The 20,752-nt window shown below is 72.1% G+C and carries 16 protein-coding genes and 1 pseudogene; 8 read left to right on the forward strand and 9 right to left on the reverse strand.

Annotation, left to right across the window (positions count from 1 at the left end; all coding sequences use genetic code 11):
- Positions 1 to 160: 160 nt before the first annotated feature.
- Positions 161 to 1,099 carry a cation diffusion facilitator family transporter gene (locus ABS735_RS22380; RefSeq protein ID WP_373900808.1) on the forward strand — a complete coding sequence of 313 codons (939 nt, stop codon included), beginning with the start codon at positions 161 to 163 and terminating at the stop codon, positions 1,097 to 1,099.
- A gap of 331 nt (positions 1,100 to 1,430) precedes the next feature.
- Positions 1,431 to 2,024 (forward strand): isopentenyl-diphosphate Delta-isomerase, encoded by a 594-nt coding sequence (gene idi / locus ABS735_RS22385; RefSeq protein WP_373900807.1) that lies wholly within the window; start codon positions 1,431 to 1,433, stop codon positions 2,022 to 2,024.
- Between the two features lie 39 nt (positions 2,025 to 2,063).
- On the opposite strand, the gene ABS735_RS22390 is transcribed toward idi, so the two are convergent.
- Positions 2,064 to 2,516: an ATP-binding protein gene (locus ABS735_RS22390; RefSeq protein WP_373901273.1), complete on the reverse strand. Its 453-nt coding sequence runs from the start codon at positions 2,514 to 2,516 to the stop codon at positions 2,064 to 2,066.
- 195 nt (positions 2,517 to 2,711) lie between these two features.
- Between ABS735_RS22390 and ABS735_RS22395 the strand changes: the two genes are divergently transcribed.
- Positions 2,712 to 3,467 carry an enoyl-CoA hydratase/isomerase family protein gene (locus ABS735_RS22395; protein WP_373900805.1) on the forward strand — a complete coding sequence of 252 codons (756 nt, stop codon included), beginning with the start codon at positions 2,712 to 2,714 and terminating at the stop codon, positions 3,465 to 3,467.
- Here the strand turns inward: ABS735_RS22395 and ABS735_RS22400 are convergent.
- On the reverse strand, positions 3,454 to 4,089 hold the full coding sequence (locus tag ABS735_RS22400; RefSeq protein WP_373900804.1) for a DJ-1/PfpI family protein: 636 nt from the start codon (positions 4,087 to 4,089) through the stop codon (positions 3,454 to 3,456). The two genes, ABS735_RS22395 and ABS735_RS22400, sit on opposite strands and share 14 nt — an antisense overlap.
- Positions 4,090 to 4,137: 48 nt before the next feature.
- Positions 4,138 to 5,106 carry a GlxA family transcriptional regulator gene (locus tag ABS735_RS22405; RefSeq protein ID WP_373900803.1) on the reverse strand — a complete coding sequence of 323 codons (969 nt, stop codon included), beginning with the start codon at positions 5,104 to 5,106 and terminating at the stop codon, positions 4,138 to 4,140.
- A 113-nt stretch (positions 5,107 to 5,219) separates the two neighbouring features.
- Here ABS735_RS22405 and ABS735_RS22410 point away from each other — a divergent pair.
- From ABS735_RS22410 to ABS735_RS22420, 3 genes and pseudogenes are all read left to right on the forward strand, one after another.
- Positions 5,220 to 6,090: pseudogene (locus ABS735_RS22410) on the forward strand (SCO6745 family protein).
- 116 nt (positions 6,091 to 6,206) lie between these two features.
- Positions 6,207 to 6,338, forward strand: a complete 132-nt coding sequence (locus ABS735_RS22415; protein ID WP_007389050.1) for an LPFR motif small protein — start codon at positions 6,207 to 6,209, stop codon at positions 6,336 to 6,338.
- 125 nt (positions 6,339 to 6,463) lie between these two features.
- On the forward strand, positions 6,464 to 8,851 hold the full coding sequence (locus ABS735_RS22420) for a Tex family protein (RefSeq protein WP_373900801.1): 2,388 nt from the start codon (positions 6,464 to 6,466) through the stop codon (positions 8,849 to 8,851).
- 205 nt (positions 8,852 to 9,056) lie between these two features.
- Here the strand turns inward: ABS735_RS22420 and ABS735_RS22425 are convergent, their stop codons facing one another.
- On the reverse strand, positions 9,057 to 10,703 hold the full coding sequence (locus ABS735_RS22425; RefSeq protein WP_373900800.1) for an ABC-F family ATP-binding cassette domain-containing protein: 1,647 nt from the start codon (positions 10,701 to 10,703) through the stop codon (positions 9,057 to 9,059).
- A gap of 294 nt (positions 10,704 to 10,997) precedes the next feature.
- Between ABS735_RS22425 and ABS735_RS22430 the strand changes: the two genes are divergently transcribed.
- Positions 10,998 to 11,960 carry an FAD-dependent oxidoreductase gene (locus tag ABS735_RS22430; protein ID WP_373900799.1) on the forward strand — a complete coding sequence of 321 codons (963 nt, stop codon included), beginning with the start codon at positions 10,998 to 11,000 and terminating at the stop codon, positions 11,958 to 11,960.
- A gap of 32 nt (positions 11,961 to 11,992) precedes the next feature.
- On the opposite strand, the gene ABS735_RS22435 is transcribed toward ABS735_RS22430, so the two are convergent.
- The 4 genes from ABS735_RS22435 to ABS735_RS22450 all read right to left on the reverse strand — a co-directional run bounded on the left by ABS735_RS22435 (position 11,993) and on the right by ABS735_RS22450 (position 17,525).
- Positions 11,993 to 13,729, reverse strand: a complete 1,737-nt coding sequence (locus ABS735_RS22435; RefSeq protein ID WP_373900798.1) for a BCCT family transporter — start codon at positions 13,727 to 13,729, stop codon at positions 11,993 to 11,995.
- 80 nt (positions 13,730 to 13,809) lie between these two features.
- Positions 13,810 to 15,108 carry a M14 family metallopeptidase gene (locus ABS735_RS22440; protein ID WP_373900797.1) on the reverse strand — a complete coding sequence of 433 codons (1,299 nt, stop codon included), beginning with the start codon at positions 15,106 to 15,108 and terminating at the stop codon, positions 13,810 to 13,812.
- 407 nt (positions 15,109 to 15,515) lie between these two features.
- Positions 15,516 to 16,001 (reverse strand): macro domain-containing protein, encoded by a 486-nt coding sequence (locus ABS735_RS22445; RefSeq protein ID WP_373900796.1) that lies wholly within the window; start codon positions 15,999 to 16,001, stop codon positions 15,516 to 15,518.
- A gap of 57 nt (positions 16,002 to 16,058) precedes the next feature.
- Positions 16,059 to 17,525 carry an amino acid permease gene (locus ABS735_RS22450; protein WP_373900795.1) on the reverse strand — a complete coding sequence of 489 codons (1,467 nt, stop codon included), beginning with the start codon at positions 17,523 to 17,525 and terminating at the stop codon, positions 16,059 to 16,061.
- Between the two features lie 259 nt (positions 17,526 to 17,784).
- On the opposite strand from ABS735_RS22450, the gene ABS735_RS22455 reads away from it, so the two are divergent.
- The gene (locus ABS735_RS22455) at positions 17,785 to 18,507 is read left to right on the forward strand and encodes a MerR family transcriptional regulator (protein WP_373900794.1); all 723 of its coding nucleotides are present in this window, start codon (positions 17,785 to 17,787) and stop codon (positions 18,505 to 18,507) included.
- 34 nt (positions 18,508 to 18,541) lie between these two features.
- On the opposite strand, the gene ABS735_RS22460 is transcribed toward ABS735_RS22455, so the two are convergent.
- Positions 18,542 to 20,722: a 3-hydroxyacyl-CoA dehydrogenase NAD-binding domain-containing protein gene (locus ABS735_RS22460; RefSeq protein WP_373900793.1), complete on the reverse strand. Its 2,181-nt coding sequence runs from the start codon at positions 20,720 to 20,722 to the stop codon at positions 18,542 to 18,544.
- Between the last annotated feature and the right edge of the window lie 30 nt (positions 20,723 to 20,752).

Raw genomic sequence — 20,752 nt, forward strand, 5'->3', positions numbered from 1 at the left:
CGATCACCGTTCAGCGTCCTGACCTGCATAGCGTTTCCCCAGGTCAGGGCAGATGACAACGGTGTTCAGTGCCGCGTTGCCGGATACCCCCTACCCGTAGTTGACTGTCATCCGGGCGCCGGGTGCCGGACGCCCCTGCGGACAAGGAGGCGGCTTTCTCATGGGGGCTGGGCACGATCACGGGCACGCACACGGGGGGCACACCGGCGGGACGGTGACCGCCGCTTACCGGGGCCGCCTGCGGGTGGCGCTGGCGATCACCCTCACCGTCATGGTCGTCGAGATCGTCGGCGGCCTGCTCGCCGACTCGCTCGCGCTGATCGCCGACGCCGCGCACATGGCGACGGACGCCCTGGGGCTCGGCATGGCGCTGCTGGCCGTCCACTTCGCGAGCCGTCCGCCGAGCGACCGCCGCACCTTCGGCTACGCCCGCGCCGAGATCCTCGCCGCCCTGGCCAACTGTCTGCTGCTGCTGGGGGTCGGCGGTTACGTCCTGTACGAGGCGATCGACCGGTTCGTCACGCCGGCCGACACCGCGGGCGGGCCGACCGTCGTCTTCGGCGCGATCGGCCTGGTGGCGAACATGGTGTCGCTGTCGCTGCTGATGCGCGGCCAGAAGGAGAGCCTGAACGTGCGGGGCGCCTTCCTGGAGGTGGCGGCGGACGCGCTGGGCTCCCTGGCGGTGATCGTCTCGGCGCTGGTGATCCTGGCCACGGGCTGGCAGCCCGCCGACCCGATCGCGTCGCTGCTGATCGGCCTGATGATCGTGCCGCGTACCTGGCGGCTGCTGCGCGAGACCCTGGACGTGCTGCTCGAGGCGGCACCCAAGGGCGTGGACATCGCCGAGGTGCGCGCCCACATACTGGCCCTTGACGGGGTCGAGGACGTGCACGACCTGCACGCCTGGACCATCACCTCGGGCATGCCGGTGCTGTCGGCGCACGTGGTGGTGAACGGCGAGGCGCTGAGCGCGATCGGCCACGAGAAGATGCTCCACGAGCTGCAGGGCTGCCTGGGCGACCACTTCGACGTGGAGCACTGCACGTTCCAGCTGGAGCCCAGCGGTCACGCGGAGCACGAGGCGCGGCTGTGCCATTGAGGCACGGCGGGGCACGGCGGGGCACGGCGGGGGCACGGCGGGGCCGGCGTACCGTCCAGGGCTCCAGGGGGCGCGTACGCACCGGGACGCGCTGTTGAACGCTCCCGTCCGCGTCCGGTCAGCCGCGCTGCCCTGCCGGGGCGCGACGAACCCGGGGGTTCCCGGAGGGTGACGCCGGGAATGATCTTCCATCGGACCCCTGCTCGGTGTCCGACCGGCCACCCCCGGTGCCCGCGCGGGCACGCAGGACATGCGGGTGTGCCGGGAAGTGCCGAGAGTGCCGGATTCGTACGGCACACTTGGGGCGCGAGGACCGATGTGAAGGATGGGTATGCCGATCACTCCTGCCACCGCGACGCCCAGCTCGTCGAACGGCACCGCAGACGCGATTTTGCTGGAACTGGTCGACGAGAACGGCGTGACGATCGGCACCGCGGAGAAGCTCTCCGCGCACCAGCCGCCGGGGCGGTTGCACCGCGCCTTCTCCGTGTTCCTCTTCGACGAGCGGGGGCGGCTGCTGCTCCAGCAGCGGGCGCTGGGCAAGTACCACTCCCCCGGTGTGTGGTCCAACACCTGCTGCGGTCACCCCTACCCGGGCGAGGCGCCGTTCGCCGCGGCGGCCAGGCGGACGTACGAGGAGCTGGGGGTGTCGCCCTCCCTGCTCGCCGAGGCGGGCACGGTGCGCTACAACCACCCCGACCCGGCCTCCGGGCTGGTCGAGCAGGAGTACAACCACCTCTTCGTCGGCCTGGTGCAGGCCGAGCTGCGCGCGGACCCGGAGGAAGTGGCGGAGACGGCCTTCGTGTCCCCGGCGGAGCTGACCGAGCGGCACGCGAAGGACACCTTCTCGGCATGGTTCATGACGGTGCTGGACGCGGCCCGGCCGGCCGTCCGCGAGCTGACGGGCCCGTCCGCGGGCTGGTGAGCAGGGGTCCCGCCGCGGGGCGCCGTACCGCGGGGCGCCCTACCGCGGGGCGTGCTTGAGCGGCAGGGCGGCCCAGATCACCTTGCCGCCGCTCGCGGTGTGGGCGACGTCGCAGGCCCCGCCCGCCTCCCGGGTGATCTCGCGGACCAGGAGCAGGCCGCGCCCACCGGTCCGGCCGTGGTCGGTCTCCAGGGCGGTCGGGCGGTAGGGGTGGTCGTCCTCCACGGCCACCCGCACCCACTCGGCGCCGACGGCGACCTCCACGGCGAGCACCGGCGAGAGCACCGCCGCGTGCCGTACCGCGTTGGTGACCAGTTCCGAGACGATCAGCAGGAGGGCCTGCGTGACGTCGTCGGAGACCGGTACGCCCTGACGCGTCAGCAGGTCGCGCACGGCGTGCCGGGCCTGCGGGACCGAGGCGTCCACGGCGGGGGCGGTGAACCGCCAGACACCTTCGTACGGCAGCGGCCCGGCGGGCCCGGTCTCGTCCATGGTCCGGTCGCCACCCCTGGGCTCGATTGTCACCACACCCCTGAGTGTTGGTAACGCGCCGGGCCGCCCCCAGGGACTGAACACAAGTCAGCAAATATCGAGCGGTTTCTGATCGTTGGCGCATGACACGCGACCGTTCCTGTCCCGCCTGCCCGGCCGCTCGAAGCGGAGGGGCCGGTGGATAGCATCCGGTCCATGGAGCCGCAGCTGCTGCACCGGGTCGCCGACTCGGTCGCCACCGTCGTCGTCCACCACCCGGCCAAGCGCAACGCCATGACGGCCGCGATGTGGCGGGCGCTGCCCCGTGTCCTCGACGACCTGGCCGCCGACCCGGGGGTGCGGGCGCTGGTGCTCACCGGTGAGGGCGCGACGTTCTGCGCCGGTGCGGACATCTCGACCCTGCGCGAGTCGGCCGAGGAGGCGCAAGGGCTGGCGGTACGGGCCGAGGAGGCCCTCGCCGCGTTCCCCAAGCCGACGCTGGCGGCGATCCGGGGGCACTGCGTGGGCGGCGGGGCGCAGTTGGCGGCGGCGTGCGACCTGCGGTTCGCCGAGGAGACGGCGCTGTTCGGCGTGACCCCGGCCAAGCTGGGGGTCGTGTATCCGGCGTCCGCGACCCGGCGGCTGGTGGCCTTGACGGGGCCTGCGACCGCGAAGTACCTGCTGTTCAGCGGAGAGTTGATCGACGCCGCGCGGGCGCTGCGCACCGGCCTGGTGGACGAGGTGCTGCCGGAGGGCGAACTCGGCAAGCGGGTGGCGGAGTTCACCCGGGTGCTGGTCTCCCGCTCGCTGCTGACGCAGGCCGCGGCGAAGGAGTTCGCGAACGGACGCACGGACCGGGACGCCCACTGGGCCGCGCAGGCACGCGGCAGCGGCGACACCGCCGAGGGGGTCGCCGCCTTCCTGGAGCGCAGGCAGCCGCGTTTCGGCTGGAACGGGCCTACGTCAGGATGAACCGGTTCCCGGTGTGGAACTCCTCGACGAGATGGGCGGGCGCCTTCTCGGGGGAACCCGCGTCGTAGGGCGGCTGCGGGTCGTACTCGGTCAGCAGCTGAACCGCCTGGGCGTGCTCGTCGCCGGCGATCCGGCCGACCAGGGTGAGGCCCATGTCGATGCCGGAGGAGACGCCGGCCGCGGTGACGTACTTGCCGTCGGTGACGACCCGTTCCCCGGTCGGCTCGACGCCGTACTGCTTCAGGAGGCCCAGGGCCAGCCAGTGCGAGGTGGCGCGGCGTCCGTTCAGCAGACCCGCGGCGGCGAGCAGCAGCGAGCCGGAGCAGACCGAGGTGGTCCAGGTGCTGGTGGCGTCGGCGGCGCGGAGCCAGTCCAGCAGCATCTCGTTGTCCATCTGCGTGTCCTGGCCGGGGCCGCCCGGCACGACGACGACATCGGGGGCGGGTACGTCCGCCAGGGTCCGGTCGGCGGTGAGGGCCAGGCTCCCCGTGTCGTTGCGGACCTGGCCGGTCCGCTCGGCGACGAAGACGGTCTCGGCGCCCGGTATGCGGCTCATGGTCTCGTACGGGCCCACGGCGTCGAGGGCGGTGAAACGGTCGAAGAGAACGATGGCGATCTGCACGTGTTTCCTTCCGGGTATCGGTCGGTGGAGACGGTGCGTGGACGGGTTTCAGTGGGCCGGCGCGGGCCGGAACCGGCGGCGGTACTCCGCCGGTGAGGTGCCGAGGGCTCTGACGAAGGCGCGGCGCATGGCCTCCGGCGTGCCGTAACCGGTGGCGCGGGAGACCTCCTCGACGCCGTCACCGGTGTCCTCGAGGAGCCGGCGGGCGTGTTCCAGGCGGACCCGGTCGACGTAGCGGCCGGGCGTCGTGCCGGTCTCCGCCTGGAAGGCGCGGGCGAAGTGGCGCGGCGAGAGACTGGCGCGGGCGGCGAGGGACTCGACGCTCAGATCGGCGCCGGGATGCTCGGTGATCCACTGCTGGAGCTCCCGCAGCGGTTCGCGGCGTGCGGTCTGGGCGGCGAGCTGGGCGCTGAACTGAGCCTGGTTCCCGGGGCGGCGCAGGAACACCACGAGGTGCCGGGCGACGGTCAGGGCGGCGTCCCGGCCCAGGTCCTCCTCCACCAGAGCGAGGGCGAGGTCGATGCCGGAGGTGACGCCGGCGGACGTGGCCACGTTCCCGTCCCGGATGTAGATCGGGTCGGGGTCGACGTCCACGGCCGGGTGGTCGCGGGCGAGCCGGTCGCTGTAGGCCCAGTGGGTGGTGACGCGGCGGCCGTCCAGCAGACCCGCCCGGGCGAGCAGGATCGCCCCGGTGCAGACGGAGACCAGGCGCCGGGCGCGCGGCGCGTGCCCGCGCAGCCAGTCGGTCAGGCGCGGGTCGGGGTTCCGGGTGCCCTGGCCGCCGGGGACGACCAGGGTGTCCGGCTCCGGCGCGTCGGCGAGTGCCTGGTCCGGTACGACGGTCAGACCGCTGGACGTGCGTACGGAAGCACCGTCCAGCGTTGCCGTGCGGATGCGGTACGTGCCCGGCGTGTGCTTCTCGGCGCCCGCGAAGACCTCCACGGGGCCGGTGACATCCAGACTCTGGACGTCGTCGAAGAGGAGGACCAGGACGGTCCGCGGGGTTCGCTGCGCCATGCCGTCGATTCTTCGCCCACCGCCGGACGGCCGCAATGACGAGAACCCCACCTTTCCTGCCATGCGCCCCAGAGGCCCGGAGGACGTACTGAGCGGTTGGTAACCTGCGCGGCATGACAACCGCCGCCATCGACGCACGCGCGGGCCGCCGCTGCCACAACGCGCTCAACTCCCTGCACTCCACGCACTACTTTCTCCCCCGACCTGGGCCGGGAGCTGGGCGCCCTCGGGGTCACCGACGCCCCGGCCGTCAATTTCGCGGTGCGTGCCGCCGCGCTGGGTCCGGTCGGCGCCGGTGCCGTGACGGCGGCGTTCTACAACTACAAGCACGACCTCGTCGCCCGGCACGTGCCCGCCGTGTGGGAGAAGGTCACGCCGCAGCAGGCCCTGGCGGCACGCCTGCGCGCCGTCGACGCGACGCTGCGTCGCCTGCTGGGCGAGGAGGCCGTGGCGTCGGCCGAGATGGCGGAGGCGGCCGGGCTGGCCCTGCGCGCCGCCGAGGCCTGCTCGCGCAGCGCCCGCCCGCTCTACTCGGCCCACGCGGACCTGCCCGTGCCCGATGCCCCGCACCTGGCGTTCTGGCACGCGGCGACGCTGCTGCGCGAGCACCGCGGCGACGGCCACCTCGCCGCGCTGATGACCGCGGGACTGGACGGCCTGGAGGCGCTGGTGACGCACACCGCGACCGGCAAGGGCATGGCACCGAAGTGGATCTTCACCACGCGGGGCTGGACCCAGGAGGAGTGGGACGCGGCCGTCGGCCGGCTGCGCGAGCGGGGGCTGGTCGACGCGGCCGGCGAGCTGACCGAGGAGGGCACGGCCCTGCGCGAGGGCATCGAAGGGGAGACCGACCGGCTGGACACGGCCCCTTACGCACACCTGGGAGCGGAGGGTGTGGCGCGCCTGACGGAACTCGGGGCGGTCTTCGCGCGTACGGCACTCGGTGCGGGCGCCTTCCCGGCGGACCTGCTCGCCAAGCGCTGACGCGCTGTCGACACGCCCGGGCGCGCACAGCGGCGTACGGACGGGCATGCGGCGCCGGTACGGAGGTACCCGTACGTCTCCCGGCCGGGGCGGCCGGGAGACGAAAGGGGCAACTCGTGTTCCGTGCCATCGCAGACGTACTGCGCCAGATCGGTGGCGCAGTCGCCACCGTGGTGACGCTTCCCTTCCGGGCCCTGGCCCGGCTCTTCGGCGGGGCATCGTCCGCCACCCGGGGCCGCCGGGTCTGATCCCGGCCCCTTCCCCACCGGCTTCCCACCGGTTCCGACCGGCCGGGACGGCGCCCTGATCCCCGATTGTCGTCGCCACCTGCCACAATTGCCGCGCAACCTCAGTGAGAAGGCGGTACGGGATCGTGACGACACCCGGGTCCAGCGCGTCCGACGCGTCCAGCGCGTCCATCGACGTGAGGTCCATCGAAAGCAGGATCGCCGACGAGCTCGGCGTGCGGGAGCGGCAGGTGAAGGCCGCGGTCGAGCTGCTGGACGGCGGCTCGACGGTGCCCTTCATCGCCCGCTACCGCAAGGAAGCGACCGAGATGCTCGACGACGCGCAGCTGCGCACGCTCGAGGAACGGCTGCGCTACCTGCGGGAGCTGGAAGAGCGGCGTACGGCGATCCTCGACTCGGTGCGTGAGCAGGGCAAGCTCACCGAGGAGCTTCAGGCGCGCATCCGCGGTGCGGAGACCAAGGCGCGCCTGGAGGACATCTACCTGCCGTTCAAGCCGAAGCGGCGGACGAAGGCGCAGATCGCGCGCGAGGCGGGTCTGGAGCCGCTGGCCGAGGGACTGCTCGCCGACGCGTCGGTGGATCCCCTGGCCGCGGCGGCCGCATTCGTGGACGCCGACAAGGGGGTCGCCGATCCGCAGGCCGCCCTGGACGGGGCGCGCTCGATCCTGGCGGAGAAGTTCTCGGAGGACGCCGACCTGATCGGCGAGCTGCGCGAACGGATGTGGGGGCGCGGGCGGCTCGCCGCCAAGGTGAAGGACGGCAAGGAGGAGGCCGGCGCCAAGTTCGCCGACTACTTCGACTTCGCCGAGCCGTTCACCGAGCTGCCCTCGCACCGCGTCCTCGCGATGCTGCGCGGCGAGAAGGAGGACGTGCTCGACCTCGTCCTGGAGCCCGAGGAGCCCACCGAAGGTCCCTCGTCGTACGAGGCGATCGTCGCGAGCCGGTTCGGGATCGCCGACCGCGGCCGGCCCGCCGACAAGTGGCTGGGCGACACCGTCCGCTGGGCCTGGCGCACCCGCATCCTGGTGCACCTCGGCATCGACCTCAGGCTGCGGCTGCGCACGGCCGCCGAGGACGAGGCGGTCAACGTGTTCGCCGCCAACCTGCGCGACCTGCTCCTTGCCGCCCCGGCCGGCACCCGGGCGACGCTCGGCCTCGACCCCGGTTTCCGTACCGGCGTGAAGGTCGCCGTGGTCGACGCGACCGGCAAGGTCGTGGCCACGGACGTGATCCACCCGCACGTCCCCGCCAACCGGTGGGACGAGGCGATCGCCAAGCTGGCGCGGCTGGCGAAGGAGCACGCGGTCGACCTGATCGCCATCGGCAACGGCACGGCCTCCCGCGAGACCGACAAGCTCGCCGGGGAACTCATCTCCAAGCACCCCGAGTTGAAGCTCACCAAGGTGATGGTGTCCGAGGCGGGCGCCTCGGTGTACTCGGCCTCCGCCTTCGCCTCCCAGGAACTGCCGGACATGGACGTCTCGCTGCGCGGCGCGGTGTCGATCGCCCGGCGGCTGCAGGACCCGCTGGCCGAGCTGGTGAAGATCGACCCGAAGTCGATCGGCGTCGGCCAGTACCAGCACGACCTCTCCGAGGTGAAGCTGTCCCGCTCCCTCGACGCGGTGGTCGAGGACTGTGTCAACGGCGTGGGGGTGGACGTCAACACGGCCTCCGCGCCGCTGCTCGCCCGGGTCTCCGGCATCACCTCCGGGCTCGCCGAGAACATCGTGGCGCACCGCGACGCGAACGGGCCGTTCACGTCGCGCACCGCCCTGAAGAAGGTGTCCCGGCTCGGCCCCAAGGCGTACGAGCAGTGCGCGGGCTTCCTGCGGATCCGGGGCGGCGACGACCCGCTGGACGCGTCCAGCGTGCACCCGGAGGCGTACCCCGTGGTGCGGCGGATGGTGAAGACAGCGGGGCAGGAGGTGGCCGGGCTGATCGGCAACACGTCGGTGCTGCGGTCGCTGAAGCCGGACCAGTTCGTGGACGAGACGTTCGGTCTGCCGACGGTCACCGACATCCTGCGGGAGCTGGAGAAGCCGGGACGCGACCCGCGGCCCGCCTTCAAGACGGCCACCTTCAAGGAGGGCGTGGAGAAGATCTCCGACCTGTCGTCCGGGATGGTGCTGGAGGGTGTCGTCACGAACGTCGCCGCGTTCGGGGCGTTCGTGGACGTCGGTGTGCATCAGGACGGGCTCGTGCACGTGTCCGCGATGTCGAGGACGTTCGTGAAGGACCCGCGGGACGTGGTGAAGCCCGGGGACATCGTGAAGGTGAAGGTGATGGACGTCGACATTCCGCGCAAGCGGATCTCGTTGACGTTGCGGCTGGACGACGAGGCGGCTCCGCAGGGTTCGCCAGGGGAGCCGAAGAAGGAGCGGGGCGGCAGGCCGCCTCGGCAGCGGCAGCAGCGGGGTGCTTCCGGCGGTGGGGGGAAGGGGCGTCCGTCATCGGCTCCTGCTCCGTCCAACGGGGCGATGGCTGACGCGTTGCGGCGGGCCGGGTTGGCGTAGGCGCCCGGCGTCGGGGCGGTGGGGGCGCGGGGCGCGGCCCGGCGTTGCGGGGTGCCTCCCCCACTCTCGGCTCCGCTCGAGCGGGAGGTGCCCCCACCGCCCCCCCCTCTCCCACGCTCGGCTGCGCTCGCGCGGGGGGACCCCCATCGCCCTGGGGGTACCTGCCAGGCCGTTCAGGCACTGGGGGAGGCACAATTGCCCGCAGTTACGCGGGAGCCTCCACTACCTTGCCGTCCGTCACCTCCAGGCGGCGGGTGACTCGTACCGCGTTCAGCATGCGGCGGTCGTGGGTGATCAGGAGGAGCGTGCCCTCGTAGGCGTCCAGGGCCGATTCGAGTTGTTCGATGGCCGGCAGGTCGAGGTGGTTGGTCGGCTCGTCCAGGACCAGGAGGTTGACGCCCCGGCCCTGGAGGAGGGCGAGGGCCGCCCTGGTGCGTTCGCCGGGTGAGAGGGTCGACGCCGGGCGCTTGACGTGGTCGGCCTTGAGGGCGAACTTGGCCAGCAGGGTGCGGATCTCCGCCGGTTCCATGTCGGGGACGGCGGCGCGGAAGGCGTCGAGCAGGATCTCGGGGCCGTGGAACAGCTTGCGGGCCTGGTCGACCTCGCCGAGCAGGACCCCGGAGCCGAGCGCCGCGTGCCCGGCGTCGAGCGGGACGCGGCCCAGGAGAGCGCCGAGGAGCGTGGACTTGCCCGCGCCGTTGGCTCCCGTCACCGCCACCCGGTCCGCCCAGTCGATCTGGAGGGAGACCGGGCCGAGCACGAAGTCGCCGCGCCGGACCTCGGCGTCGCGCAGGGTGGCGACGACCGCGCCCGAGCGGGGCGCCGAGGCGATCTCCATGCGCAGGTCCCATTCCTTGCGCGGTTCCTCGACGACCTCCAGGCGTTCGATCATGCGCTGCGTCTGACGGGCCTTGGCGGCCTGCTTCTCGCTGGCCTCGCTGCGGAACTTGCGGCCGATCTTGTCGTTGTCGTTGCCCGCCTTGCGCCGGGCGTTCTTGACGCCCTTGTCCATCCAGGCGCGCTGCGTCTGCGCCCGGTCCTGGAGGGAGGCACGCTTGTCGGCGTACTCCTCGTACTCGTCGCGGGCGTGCCGCCGGGCCACCTCGCGTTCCTCCAGATACGCCTCGTAGCCGCCGCCGTAGAGGTTGATCTGCCGCTGGGCGAGGTCGAGTTCCAGGACCTTGGTGACGGTGCGGGTGAGGAACTCGCGGTCGTGGCTGACGACGACGGTGCCGGCCCGCAGTCCGGACACGAAGCGTTCGAGCCGCTCCAGGCCGTCCAGGTCGAGGTCGTTGGTCGGCTCGTCGAGGAGGAAGACGTCGTAGCGGGAGAGGAGGAGGGAGGCGAGGCCGGCGCGTGCGGCCTGGCCGCCGGACAGGGAGGTCATCGGCTGGTCCAGGTCGACGGTCAGGCCCAGCGCCTCGGCGGTCTCCCCGGCCCGCTCGTCGAGGTCGGCGCCGCCCAGGGCCAGCCAGCGCTCCAGGGCGGTCGCGTAGGCGTCGTCGGCTCCGGGGGCTCCGTCGACCAGGGCCTGGGTGGCCTCGTCCATGGTGCGCTGGGCGACGGTGACTCCGGTGCGGCGGGCCAGGAACTCCCGGACGCTCTCGCCGGGGCGGCGCTCCGGCTCCTGCGGGAGGTGGCCGACGGTGGCGGTGGGCGGGGACAGGCGCAGCTCCCCCTCTTCCGGCGTGGTCAGCCCGGCGAGCATCCGCAGGAGGGTGGACTTGCCCGCGCCGTTGGCCCCGACGAGACCGATCACGTCTCCAGGTGCGACGACGAGGTCGAGCCCGGTGAACAGGGAGCGGTCGCCGTGGCCGGCGGCGAGGTTCTTGGCGACGAGGGTGGCAGTCATCAGACCGTCGATCCTAGCCGCGCCCGGGCGTCCGCTCAGCCGGGTTTCCCCGGCGCCGGTCCGCCCGGCCCGTCCCGCCTCACCGCCGTGACCAGCCCACTTCCCGGCGTGTACGCCGCCCCAAAGGCGCGCCGCTTCCACGCGCCCGTGTCCGGGGCGACGCGATGGCCTCGCGGTTCGATCGCGCCGTCGACGACCTCGTGGGCGTGGGTGCGGTCGAGGCGGTACACGGTGAGTGTTCCCGGGGCGGGGCCGCTCCGGGCACGGCATGGGGCGTTCGGTTAACGTCCTGGTGTGGAAACCGGACTGGATGGCGAACTGACCGGCGAAGTCGTCGTGGTCGGCGGCGGGGTGATCGGGCTGACGACGGCCGTCGTCCTCGCCGAGCGGGGCAGGCGGGTGCGGCTGTGGACGCGGGAGCCCGTCGAGCGGACCACATCGGTGGTCGCGGGCGGACTGTGGTGGCCGTACCGGATCGAGCCGGTCGCGCTGGCGCAGGCGTGGGCGCTGCGTTCCCTGGACGTGTACGAGGAGCTGGCGGCGCGGCCCGAGGAGACCGGCGTACGCATGGTCGCAGGGGTGCTCGGCGAGACCGGTCCGGACGAGGTGGGTGCGTGGGCCTCGGCCCGGCTGCCGGGGCTGCGTGCGGCGACGGCCGCGGAGTACGGCGGTTCGGGACTGTGGGCCCGCCTGCCGCTCATCGACATGTCGACTCATCTGCCGTGGCTGCGGGAGCGGCTGGTGGCCGCGGGCGGCACGGTGGAGAGCCGTGCGGTGACCGACCTGGCCGAGGCGGACGCGCCGGTCGTGGTCAACTGCACCGGCCTGGGCGCCCGGGACCTGGTGCCGGACCCGGCCGTGCGGCCGGTGCGCGGGCAACTGGTCGTCGTGGAGAACCCCGGCGTCCACAACTGGCTGGTCTCGGCCGACGCGGACTCCGGGGAGACGACGTACTTCCTTCCGCAGCCCGGCCGGCTCCTGCTGGGCGGGACGGCCGAGGAGGACGCCTGGTCGGCCGAGCCGGACCCGGCGGTCGCGGAGGCCATCGTGCGGCGGTGCGCGGCCCTGCGGCCCGAGATCGCCGGGGCGCGGGTGCTCGCGCACCTGGTGGGGCTGCGGCCGGCGCGGGACGCCGTCCGGCTGGAGCGCGGGACGCTGCCGGACGGGCGGGTGCTGGTGCACAACTACGGTCACGGCGGCGCGGGCGTCACCGTGGCCTGGGGCTGCGCTCAGGAGGCGGCCCGGCTCGCCTCCTGAGGCAGGTGTTCCGGTCGGCCGGCCCGCGGGGGTCAGTCCCCGTGGTGCTTGCCGATCGGGTCGCCCTCCACGTCCGTGCCGGGGCCGGGACCGATCCGGATCTCGAAGTCGCCCTCGTACTGCTTGTGACCCTCGATGACGGCCAGGCCGACGGCTTCGGAGGCCATCTCGCCGCGCACGATGAGCGGGTCGCGGCGCAGGTCGCGCATGAGGGCCACGCACATGAAGATCATCACGATGACGAAGGGCGCCGCCGCGAGGATCGTGAGGTTCTGCAGACCGGTGAGCGCGTCCCCCTCCCCGCTGCCGATCAGGAGCATGATCGCGGCGACCGCGCCGGTCACCACGCCCCAGAAGACCACCACCCAGCGGCTCGGTTCGAGCGCGCCCTTCTGCGAGAGGGTGCCCATCACGATGGAGGCCGCGTCGGCTCCCGAAACGAAGAAGATGCCGACGAGGATCATCACCAGCAGGCTGGTGGCGGTGGCGATGGGGTACTCCTGCAGCACGGCGAAGAGCCGGCCCTCGGGGGTCGTGTCGTCGCCCAGCCGGTTCTGCTCCTGCAGCCGCATCGCCGAGCCGCCGAAGATCGCGAACCAGATCAGGCTGACCACGCTCGGGACGAGGATGACGCCGCCGATGAACTGACGGATGGTCCGGCCCCGGCTGATGCGGGCGATGAACATGCCGACGAACGGCGTCCAGGAGATCCACCATGCCCAGTAGAAGATCGTCCAGCTGCTCAGCCAGTCCGCGACGCCCTTGCCACCGCTGATCTCCGTGCGGCCGGCCAGTTCGGGCAGGTCGCCGAGGTAGCCGAAGATCGACGTGGGCAGCAGGTCGAGGATGAGGATGGTCGGGCCCGCGACGAACACGAACACGGCGAGCAGCAGGGCCAGCACCATGTTGGTGTTGGACAGCCACTGGATGCCCTTCTCGACGCCGGAGATCGCGGAGGCCACGAACGCCACCGTGAGCACCGCGATGATGCCGACCAGCAGCCCGGTGCTGACCTTGTCCATCCAGTCGAGCTTCTCCACGCCTGAGCCGATCTGCAGCGCGCCGAGGCCCAGGGAGGCCGCGGAGCCGAAGATCGTCGCGATGATGGCCAGGATGTCGATGACCCGGCCGCCGGCGCCGTTGGCGTGCTTCTCGCCGATGAGCGGGGTGAACACGGCACTTATGGTCTGCCTGCGGCGCCTGCGGAAGGTGCTGTAGGCGATGCCGAGACCGACCACCGCGTAGATCGCCCACGGATGGAGCGTCCAGTGGAACAGGGTGGTGGCCATGGCCGTCTCCATGCTGGCGCCGGAGTCGGCCGGGTTCGTGCCGGGCGGGGCGGTCGTGTAGTGCGCCAGCGGCTCGCTCACGCCCCAGAACATCAGACCGATGCCCATGCCCGCGCTGAACATCATGGCGACCCAGGACACGGTGCGGAACTCGGGTTCCTCGCCCTCGGCTCCCAGGTGGATGCGGCCGTAGCGGCTGGCCGCGAGCCAGAGGGCGAAGACCACGAACCCGGACGCGGCAAGCGTGAACCCCCAGCCGCCGTTGTGCATCAGGCCACCGAGCATGGTGCTGGAGGCGTCCTCCAGCGAGTCGGTGGCGGCGGCGCCCCAGATGACGAACGCCAGGGTCAGGACGGCCGTGACGCCGAAGACGACGCGGTCGGTCCGGGGCCTGTGCTCCTGCCCCGGCAGGCCCGCTTCCGAACCGGGAAGGGTGCCTCTTTCGTGCTCTTCCTTGTCGCTTGGTCGGTCCTGCGTCACAGGCGGCACCTTTCAAGTCGATGAGGCCGAAAATACCCGTCCGCTACGCCCTTACCACGTATGACGCGGAACTCACCTCCTCAGCAGTGGGTATCGGGTTCACCCACCGTCACGTGGTACGCCGCGCGCTCGTCCAGGAGCAGCGGCACCAGGGCACGCTGCGACTGGCGCAGCGGTACGTAGGCGCCCTTCTCCCCGGTCCGGCGCACCTGTACACCGTGCAGAGCGAGTTCGTCCCCGATGTCCGTGTACTGCGCGGAGGTCAGCCGGTAGCCGCAGGGCGGGTCCTGGATCACCTCCGTGGCCTCGGCCGGGTCGTTGTCGGCGCCGCCCAGGTACACGGGTCCGGAATCGGCCAGGCCTGCCCGGCGGGCGGCCCCGGTGGCCGCCTCGACGCGTGCGCGCCGCACGTCCGCGTAGCGGAACATTCCGTCGAGGGCGGCGAGCTGGGAGTCCACCCGGCGCCGGTGGTTCAGGGCCGGGTCCTCGCGCTCGGCGTCCGTGAGGGCGTCGACGCGGCTCTCGATGAGCAGGCCGGCCGCGTGCTTCACGCCGGACATGTTGCGCAGGATGCGTTCCTGGCCGTCGCCGGCGGTCTGCTTGACGGGGTCGCCGGTTTCGGGATCGGTCCAGATGCCGTACGTGCCGGTGGAGTAGCCGGCTCGTTCGGCGGCGGGTCGGACATACGCCCCGGACAGGGTGCGGGCCTCGTCGTGGACCGGCGCAGCCGTGTTGAGGTTGCGGGGCCAGAGGTCGAAGAGGTCCTTGTCGTAGTACGGGGGTGTGGCGCCGTACTCGTGCAGGTCGTAGATGACGTCGGGACGCTCGTCGCGGACGACGGCGGCCAGGGCGCGGGCCTCGGCCGTCTCCAGGGCGAGGTGGTCGCGGTTGACGTCGACGCCGTCGCTGTTGCCGCGGGTGTCGGCGGCCCGGCCGTCGGGGTTGGCGGTGGGCACGACCAGCACGGCGGTGCGGTCCAGGAAGCGCCGGGTCGCGCGGTCGGTGGCGTAGGCGAGGTCCCGCACGGTGGTCAGGCAGGCCTCGCGGCCGGAGGGTTCGTCGCCGTGCTGGCTGCACACCAGGAGCACCTTGTTGGGGGCGGAGGGCCGGCCGATCGTCACGAGTTGGAGCGGACGGTGCTGCTTCGTGGTGCCGATGCGGTCGAGGGTGACCCTGCCGCCGGCCCGGTCGGCTGCCGCGAGGAGCGCCTGTTCCTCGGGCTGGGTGGTCCAGCGGGCGCCGTGCGTCCGCTCGAAGCCGGTGCGGGGCGGGTGGTGTGCGGAACCGTCGGCGTGGGCGGGTGCGGTGAGGAGGGAGGGGACGAGGAGGGACGCGGCAAGGGACGCGGTGGTCGCGGTGAGGGTGCCCAGGCGGTGCATCGGGCTCCCTTCGGGACGCGGTGCGTGGGGTGCGGCGGGGTCGCGCCGGGGGCCGGCGCGGGTGCCGGGGCGACGGTCCGCGTACCGGCGGTGGCCCTGGTGGACGCGGCGGTGCCGCCGACGAACGGTACGCGGGCCGACGTGCGGGAGCGGTCCAAGGTGAGCGTCGGCGTGTCGGCGCACGGGCCGGAGCGGCCCTCGTCGACGCGCGGGGCGGACAGGTGGGCCGGGGCCGCCGTCGCGAGCGGTCTCCGAGAGGTGAGGCGCATGCGTATCGGCATGCGCGGACGGTACATCGGTCCACTCCCCCGCATAAGAGGGCCGGGGGTGGCCCATGATGGCCGGATGGCGATCGTGTAACAGGGCCGGGCGGCGGGCGGGCGCGCGCGCTGGAAGGACGGACCGTCCTAGGCGGCGTCCCCGTGGTCGTAGACGGTCACGGGGATGCCGCGCCGGGCGAGGCGATCGATGATGAGCGGCTCCACGCGCGACCACTTGCCCCCGGCCAGGCCGCACCCTATGCGGGGCATGTGCACGGACGCGCCCAGCTCGGCCGCCTTGTCGGCGAGGCTGCCGAGGGCCGTGTCGATGGCCTCGTAGCGCACGGGGACGCCCTTGCTGCCGGCCCGTATGCCGCGCTGGCCGATCATGTTGGCCACCCACACGAACGGCTCGACCTGGACGAACCGGACCGCGCCGAGACCGAAGTCGTTGGACGCGCGGTCGCGGTGCCAGGCGCGGTACGCCGCCTCCGGCTCGGGCCAGCGGCGGGAGACGGCCAGGACGAAGCCCTTGCCCCAGCCGCCGAGGTCGTTGCACACGTGGGCGATCACCTTGACGCCCTTGACGGACGGCGCGGTGGCGTCACCCCGGACATAGCTGATCTCCGACATGACGCCACCGTACGGGCCACCACTGACAGTGGCCCCGGCCCGCACTCCTGACGCGTGCTACTCCGTCGTCCGGGACAGCTCCCGCGCGGCGTTCTCCGTCACCCGGCGCCGGACGCCGAACCAGCCCGCCACCAGCATCAGGGCGATCACGGGGACCAGGAAGAGGGTCTTGCGGCCGACCTCCGCGTCGTTCCACATCAGGACGAGCACGGCCAGCAGGAAGCCGATCGTGACGATCTCCGTGACCGGGCTGCCGGGCAGCCGGAAGTGCGGGCGGCTGACGAGCCCGGACCGCGCCCGGCGGACGAAGACCAGGTGGCAGACCATGATGATCACCCAGGTGCTGATGATGCCGAGCGAGGCGACGTTCAGCACGATCTCGAAGGCCTTGCTCGGCACCAGGAAGTTCAGCCCGACGCCGAGCACGCAGACCCCGCAGGTCAGCAGGATGCCGCCGTAGGGGACCTGGCTGCGGCTCATGACGGAGGTGAACTTCGGCGCGGAACCGGCCGTCGCCATGGAGCGCAGGATGCGGCCGGTGGAGTACAGGCCCGAGTTCAGGGAGGACATCGCCGCCGTGAGGACGACGAGGTTCATCACGTCACCGGCCGCCGGGACGCCGATCTTCGACAGGACGGTGACGAACGGGCTCTCGTCGCCGGAGTAGAGCGAGCCCGGCAGCAACAGCGCCAGCAGGACGACCGAGCCGACGTAGAACAGGGCGACGCGCCACATGATGGAGTTGACCGCGCGCGGGACGACCTTCTCCGGCTCGGCGGTCTCACCGGCGGCGACGCCGACCAGCTCCAGGGCGGCGTAGGAGAAGATCACGCCCTGCATGACCACGATCACGGGCATCATGCCCTGCGGGAAGAGACCGCCGTGGTCGGTGATCATGCTCAGGCCCGGCGTGTGCCCGCCCACGTCGTGCTGGGTGGCGAGCAGGAAGATGCCGATCAGCATGAAGCCGACGAGGGTGGCGACCTTGACGATCGCGAACCAGAACTCCATCTCGCCGAAGATCTTCACGGAGATGAGGTTCACGGCCAGGACCACCGCGAGGGCGATCAGCGCGAGCACCCATTGCGGGATGCTCGTGAACATACTCCAGTAGTGCGTGTACAGCGCGATCGCGGTGATGTCGGCGATGCCGGTCGTCGACCAGTTCAGGAAGTACATCCAGCCGGCGACGTAGGCGCCCTTCTCGCCGAGGAACTCGCGCGCGTACGACACGAAGGATCCGGAGGAGGGACGGTAGAGCACCAGCTCTCCGAGGGCCCTGACGACGAAGAAGGCGAAGACGCCGCAGACGAGGTAGGCGATCGCGAGGGCCGGTCCCGCGTCGCGCAGACGCCCGCCGGCGCCGAGGAAGAGGCCGGTGCCGATCGCGCCGCCGATGGCGATCATGTTGATGTGGCGGGCCTTGAGGTCCTTGCTGTAACCGGCGTCGCCCGCGTCCGCGGGGATGGTTCCGGCCGCCTGGGGATGGGCGGCCTGTGCCGTGTCGACGGCGTCCTTGCTCACGGGTGGTTCCACTCTCTGGTGCGCTCGGGCGGGGTACGCCCGAGTCGTCCGTACGTGTGTCTCGGGCCCGCACCACCCATTGACGCGGCACAGACCAACACGGCACCTTCCCACGACGCTGCGTGGGCATGCGGTGGTTCATGTCACACAGCGTGACTTCTCACAAGATCCACCGGTGGTCCGCACGGGGCGGGCAAGAGGCGTGCGACAGGTGCGCGAGAGGTTTCACAGCACTGGTGAGACAGCGATACTGCTGCACATGACGACGACCGACACCGAGGAGCCGACCCTCACGATCGACGAGCTGGCCGCGCGGGCCGGCGTCACGGTGCGCACGGTCCGCTTCTACGGCACCAGAGGCCTCCTGCCGCCACCGGTGCTCGGCCCGCGCCGAGTGGGGCACTACGGCCGGGAGCACCTGGCCCGGCTCGCGCTGATCGAGGAGCTGCAGCACCAGGGCATGACGCTGGCCGCCATCGAGCGGTACCTGAAACGGCTGCCGGAGGACCTGAGCCCGCACGACCTGGCACTGCACCGCGCGGTGGTGGCCTCCTGGGCGCCTCAGAGCGTGGAGCGCGTCACGCGGGACGAACTGGGCCGGCGGGCGGGCCGCCCGCTGACCGACGAGGAGGTGGACCGTCTGACGGCGATGGACATCGTCGTCCGGGACGCCGACGCGGAGGACGGCGGCGTCTACCGGGTCGACGCCGGGCTGCTGCGGCTCGGCGTCGAGCTGCTCGACGTGCCCTTCTCCCCCGAGACGGTCCTCGCCGCCCGCACGGCCCTCCTGGAGCACTCCCGCGCCGCCGCGCGCGACCTGTCGCGGCTGCTGCGCGACGCGGTCGCCGAGCGCGACGCGCCGGAGGTGCGGTCCCTGTCGGCGCACATGCACCCGCTCGTGGTGCAGGCGCTGCTGACCACGTTCCAGCGGTCGCTGCGCGAGGAGCTGCGGGAGTGGCTCGACGGAGGCGGCGAGGACTGAGGCGCGACCCCCGTCCCCGCCGCGGGCACCGCCTTCAGCGGCCGTCCGTGAAGACCTCCCCCTTGTCCGCCTTCTCCACCAGCAGCGCGGGCGGCGTGAAGCGCTCGCCGTAGCGGTCGGCCAGCTCGCGCGCGCGGGCCACGAAGCCGGGCAGGCCGCCCTCGTAACCGTTGATGTACTGAAGGATGCCGCCGGTCCAGCCCGGGAAGCCGATGCCGAAGATCGAGCCGATGTTGGCGTCGGCGACGGAGGTCAGGACGCCTTCCTCCAGCAGCTTGACGGTGTCGAGCGCCTCCGAGAAGAGCATCCGCTCCTGCATGTCGGCGAAGGGGATCTCGTGTCCCGGCTTGGTGAAGTGCTCGCGCAGGCCCGGCCACAGCCCGGCGCGCTTGCCGTCCTCGCCGTACTCGTAGAAGCCCGCACCGCCGGAGCGTCCCGGGCGGCCGAACTCGTCGACCATACGGTCGATGACGGCCTCGGCGGGGTGCGCGCTCCAGGTGCCGCCCGCCTCCTCCACCGCCCGCTTCGTCTCGTTGCGGATCTTCCGCGGGAGGGTCAGGGTCAGCTCGTCCATCAGGGACAGCACCTTGGCCGGGTAGCCCGCCTGGGCCGCCGCCTGCTCCACTGAAGCGGGCTCGATGCCCTCCCCCACCATGGCGACACCCTCGTTGATGAAGTGGCCGATGACCCGGGAGGTGAAGAAGCCCCGCGAGTCGTTGACGACGATCGGCGTCTTGTTGATCTGCCGGACCAGGTCGAAGGCCCGCGCCAGCGCCTCGTCCCCGGTCCGCTCGCCCTTGATGATCTCCACCAGCGGCATCTTGTCCACCGGCGAGAAGAAGTGCAGCCCGATGAAGTCGCCCTGCCGCTCGACACCCTCGGCCAGCGCCGTGATGGGGAGGGTGGAGGTGTTGGAGCACAGCAGCGCGCCCGGGGCGACGACGTGCTCGATCTCCTGGAACACCTTGTGCTTGAGCGAGGTGTCCTCGAAGACCGCCTCGATCACCGCGTCACAGCCCGCCAGGTCGGCGACCTCGGCGGTCGGCGTGATCCGGGCCAGCAGCGCGTCGGCCTTCTCCTGACTCGTACGGCCCTTCGCGACGGCCTTCGCGCACAGCTTCTCGGAGTACGCCTTTCCCTTGAGCGCCGACTCCAGCGCGACGTCCTTCAGCACCACGTCGATGCCCGCGCGGGCGCACGAGTAGGCGATGCCCGCGCCCATCATCCCGGCGCCCAGGACGGCCACCTTGGTGACCTTCCTCGGCTCGACGCCCTGCGGGCGATTGGCACCCGAGTTGACCGCCTGCAGGTCGAAGAAGAACGCCTGGATCATGTTCTTCGAGGTCTGTCCGGCGGCCAGTTCGACGAAGTAGCGGGCCTCGATGACCTGGGCCGTCTCGAAGTCGACCTGGGAGCCCTCGACCGCGGCGGCCATGATGTTGCGCGGCGCCGGGTAGGGGGCGCCGTTCGTCTGCTTGCGCAGGTTGGCCGGGAAGGCGGGCAGGTTGGCCGCGAACTTCGGGTGGGCGGGGGTCCCGCCGGGGATGCGGTAGCCGGGCCTGTCCCAGGGCTGGGCGGACTCCGGGTGGGCGTCGATGAAGGCGCGGGCCTTGGCGAGCATGTCCTCGCGGCTGTCGGCGACCTCGTCGACCAGGCCGTTCTCCTGGGCGCGGCGCGGGTTGTACTGGGTGCCCTGGAGGAGGACCTTCAGCAGGGCGTCGGTGATGCCGAGCATCCGGACGGTGCGGACGACGCCGCCGCCTCCGGGGAGCAGGCCGAGGGTGACTTCGGGGCAGCCGATCTTGGAGCCGGGGGCGTCGAGGGCGACGCGGTGGTGGCAGGCCAGGGCGATCTCGTAGCCGCCGCCGAGGGCCGCGCCGTTCATGGCGGCGACGACGGGTTTGCCGAGGGTCTCGATGCGGCGCAGGTTGCGCTTGATGGCCATGCCGCCGTCGAAGAGGTCCTGGGCCGTCTCGGGGGTGACGCGGATGAGGTCGCGCAGGTCGCCGCCCGCGAAGAAGGTCTTCTTGGCGGAGGTGACGATGACGCCGCGGACGGAGTCCTTCTCGGCCTCCAGGCGGTCGGTGATCGCCGCCAGGGAGTCGCGGAACGCCTGGTTCATGGTGTTCGCGGACTGGTCGGGGTCGTCGAGGACGAGGGTGACGACGCCGGTGTCGTCCTGTTCCCAGCGGATGGTGGTGGGCTCGGTGCTCATGAGGGTGTGCTCCAGGTGATCCGTCGTATC

The sequence above is a fragment of the Streptomyces sp. MMCC 100 genome (assembly GCF_041538145.2).
Taxonomy (GTDB): domain Bacteria; phylum Actinomycetota; class Actinomycetes; order Streptomycetales; family Streptomycetaceae; genus Streptomyces.

Excerpts from the sequence above, each read along its gene's own strand:
- idi (WP_373900807.1), top strand. The coding sequence starts at position 1,431 with ATGCCGATCACTCCTGCCACCGCGACGCCCAGCTCGTCGAACGGCACC.
- ABS735_RS22445 (WP_373900796.1), bottom strand. The coding sequence starts at position 16,001 with ATGTCGGAGATCAGCTATGTCCGGGGTGACGCCACCGCGCCGTCCGTC.
- ABS735_RS22395 (WP_373900805.1), top strand. The coding sequence starts at position 2,712 with ATGGAGCCGCAGCTGCTGCACCGGGTCGCCGACTCGGTCGCCACCGTC.
- ABS735_RS22425 (WP_373900800.1), bottom strand. The coding sequence starts at position 10,703 with ATGACTGCCACCCTCGTCGCCAAGAACCTCGCCGCCGGCCACGGCGAC.
- ABS735_RS22380 (WP_373900808.1), top strand. The coding sequence starts at position 161 with ATGGGGGCTGGGCACGATCACGGGCACGCACACGGGGGGCACACCGGC.
- ABS735_RS22460 (WP_373900793.1), bottom strand. The coding sequence starts at position 20,722 with ATGAGCACCGAGCCCACCACCATCCGCTGGGAACAGGACGACACCGGC.
- ABS735_RS22405 (WP_373900803.1), bottom strand. The coding sequence starts at position 5,106 with ATGGCGCAGCGAACCCCGCGGACCGTCCTGGTCCTCCTCTTCGACGAC.
- ABS735_RS22390 (WP_373901273.1), bottom strand. The coding sequence starts at position 2,516 with ATGGACGAGACCGGGCCCGCCGGGCCGCTGCCGTACGAAGGTGTCTGG.
- ABS735_RS22455 (WP_373900794.1), top strand. The coding sequence starts at position 17,785 with ATGACGACGACCGACACCGAGGAGCCGACCCTCACGATCGACGAGCTG.
- ABS735_RS22440 (WP_373900797.1), bottom strand. The coding sequence starts at position 15,108 with ATGCACCGCCTGGGCACCCTCACCGCGACCACCGCGTCCCTTGCCGCG.